The organism is Actinomyces sp. ZJ308 (assembly GCF_011752065.1).
Lineage (GTDB): Bacteria > Actinomycetota > Actinomycetes > Actinomycetales > Actinomycetaceae > Actinomyces.
In genome coordinates this window covers 1-3,125 of the sequence record NZ_JAAIJY010000065.1, presented here as the reverse complement: position 1 = coordinate 3,125, position 3,125 = coordinate 1, and the positions used below count along the sequence as shown (strand labels likewise).

Below are 3,125 nucleotides of genomic sequence, written 5' to 3'. Positions count from 1 at the left end.
CAGGTACGGACTCACCCAGCAGATTCTACCGCCGTCTTAGTGCCCCGAAACGACCACCCCACCCCCAGAATCCCAACGAAAAACCCCACTCTGAAACACAAACCACCCCAACCTGTGCAACTCAGGTCATGACCCCGTCATCGCTGAAGTGGTACCACTCCGTACCGACCTTTACCAGGCCGACGGCTCTGATGCCGTTGGCGTCCACGTAGAACCACTTGTTGTCAAACTTGAGCCATGCGTTGGTGGCGATGGCGCCGGAGCTCTGGACGTAGAAGCTGACCCCGTCCTGGTCGATCCAGCGATCGGTCTGCATGACGCCGTTGCTGTCGAAGAAGTACTCGACGCCGCTGTCGTCGACCTGTCGCCTGCCTGTGACGGCGGCGCCGTAGTGGTCGACGTAGTACCACTTGTCGCCCTGGTGCAGCCAGGTGTCGGTCTGCAGGACGCCGTCAGCACCGAAGTAGTACTTGAGGTTGTCCCACGTAATCCAGGTGTTGGTCTGCTTGACGCCGTTCTCGTAGAAGTACAGCTTGCCGTTCTCCTCCCGCCATGTCCTCTTGGGATCGGCGGTCGGGGCCGACGGATTGTCCGAAGGAGAGGCAGACGGCTCGGGGGCGGCTGAGGGGTCAGCTGCTGCGGTGGGTTCGGCAGCCTCAGTCGGCGCGGCGCTCGGGTCCGCACCCGGTTCGGCAGCCTCAGCTGGTGCGGCGCTCGGGTCCGCATCCGGTGAAGCGGAAGGATCGGCCGCGGGGGCCTCGGTCGGTGCGGCCGAGGCTTCCGGGGTTGCAGCCGGTAGGTCTGCCGGCTGCTCGGCGACGACGTCGCCGGTGGGGCCGGGTGTGGGCTCATCGGCCAGGGCCGTGGGACTGGTAAGTCCCATGAGCGTCATAGCTGCGAGTGTGCCGATCAGGGATCGACAGGAAGGTTTCATCATTGCCTCCTCGAGGGCATAGCCTCATTCGTGTGAAGAGCGCATCCACCACTGGCAGCCGGTGCGGAGTCCTCGTCGAGCTCACGCGTCGGGGTGGGTGCCTAAAAACTTTACGGCAGGGATACTTCGTCAAGGAAGTCATTGGTCCTACGTAATGTCTCAATTTAATTAAAGCTGCTCGTTTCATTGAGAATTTGTAGGCGGAAGTGGAGTGCTGCGTTCTGTCGACTCAAGAGCTGCCCTCATACTTTTGTTGGATGACCTCGTGCTTTGGTCTAGTGGGGTGGACCGAGTTTCTGGGTTGGAAAGTTGGTTTTCCCGCGCGTCGAAAGTGGGTGGGAACAGTTCTGGGTCCTTTTGACCTGACTCGTGACACCTTGGTGGGTTTTCGGTGGTTCGGCGCTGGTTTTCGTTGGTATTGCGGTGTTGGGGGTCTGGTGGTGGGGCACTAAAAGCCCGTATGGTGCGCTGGTGTGAGCCCGTTTGTGCGCAAGGTCAAGACAGCCTCAGGGGCCACGGCCGTGCAGATCGTGTCCAAGTCCGGTGGTGTGCGCCGGATCGTGGAGCATCTGGGTTCAGCCCACGACGAGACGGAGCTGGAGGCCCTGCTGGAGGTCGGGCGGCAGAAGATCGCCGCCTGGCAGGGCCAGGGGCTGCTGGACCTGGAGTCCTTGGAGCCGGCACCGGGACGCTCCAATCTGGCCAGGACAACGGTGGAGTCCAAGCACTCGAGGTTGTTGTGGGAGGTTCTGCACGGCGCCTACCAGCGTCTGGGCCTGGGTGAGGCGGTCGGGGGTGATCGGGCCTTTGAGCAGATGGTTCTGGCGCGTCTGATCGAGCCGACGTCCAAGGCTCAGGTCCCCGGTGTGCTGGGTGACCTGGGCCTGGAGCCGGTCACCGTGCGGACCTTGTTCCGCTCTTTGGGGCGCTGCGTTGAGCGGGGCTATCGCGAGAGCCTGTCTGGGGCCTTGTTCGAGCACGTCACCAACACCGGCGGGGGCCTGGCCCTGTGCCTGTACGACGTGACCACCCTGTACTTCGAGGCCGAGAAGGAGGACGACCTACGCAAGGTCGGTTACTCCAAGGAGAGGAGAGTCGACCCCCAGGTCATCGTCGGCCTGCTGGTCGACCAGGCTGGTTTCCCCCTCCAGGTCGGGTGCTGGGAAGGGAACAAGGCCGAGACCACCACGATCATCCCCATCGTGGAGGCCTTCCAGGCCGCTCACGGTATCGAGGAGCTCGTCATCGTCGCTGACGCCGGCATGCTCTCAGCAGCCAACCTCAAGTCTCTGGATGACGCCCGGTTGCGGTTCATTGTCGGGGCCCGTCAGGTCCGGGCCCCAGGGGACCTCGAGGCCCACTTCCACTGGGCCGGGGATGCCTTCACCGATGGGCAGCTGATTGACACCGTCACCCCCAAGAGAGGCAGCGGCCCCAAGGAGCGGGATAGGAGCCTCCGGGCTGAGCCGGTGTGGGATCCGGACACTCATCCGGGGTCGTGGCGGGCGGTGTGGGCCTACTCCAAGAAGCGCGTGGCCCGGGACACTCGGACCCTGACCGCTCAGGAGAACCGGGCCCGGGCCGTCATCGCCGGCGAGAAGCGTCCCAAGGGCACCAGGTTCGTCACCACCCACGCCGGTGACGCCACTCTGGATGAGGCGTCCCTGGCCCGGGCCCGTTCCCTGGTGGGGCTCAAGGGGTATGTCACCAACATCCCGTCACGCTTGATGGACGCCGGTGAGGTGGTCTCCTCGTATCACGAGCTGTGGCACGTCGAGCAGTCTTTCCGGATGAGCAAGCATGACCTGAGAGCCCGGCCGGTCTTCCACCACCAGCGCGATGCTATTGAGGCTCACCTGACCGTGGTCATGGCTGCCCTGGCCGTCGCCCGGCACCTCCAGGAGACCACCGGGATCAGCATCAAACGCATCATCCGCGCCCTCAAGCCTCTCCAGGACGTCACCATCAACCTCAACGGTCATAAGATCACTGCCCAACCCCAAATCACCCCAACCGCAGCTAGCATCCTCAAATCCCTACAGTCCCCAGGGCACTAAGGTTGGACTGCTGGGTGTTTTTCGGACACTGCTTGTTTGGTGTTTCAGGCTGCCTTGGTTAGGCCCAGGAATTCTTGCTCGACCTCGTTAGGTGTGCGGTATCCCAGGGCTGAGTGAAGGCGCACATGATTGTA

At 63.0% G+C, this 3,125-nt stretch carries 2 protein-coding genes; one reads left to right on the top strand and one right to left on the bottom strand.

Features of this window, described 5'->3' with window-relative positions:
* Positions 1-121 precede the first annotated feature (121 nt).
* Complete coding sequence (locus HCR68_RS13835) at positions 122-892, bottom strand: hypothetical protein (protein WP_243859153.1); 771 nt, start codon at positions 890-892, stop codon at positions 122-124.
* Between the two features lie 515 nt (positions 893-1,407).
* On the opposite strand from HCR68_RS13835, the gene HCR68_RS13830 reads away from it, so the two are divergent.
* Complete coding sequence (locus tag HCR68_RS13830) at positions 1,408-2,991, top strand: IS1634 family transposase (RefSeq protein WP_167150431.1); 1,584 nt, start codon at positions 1,408-1,410, stop codon at positions 2,989-2,991.
* Positions 2,992-3,125 lie beyond the last annotated feature (134 nt).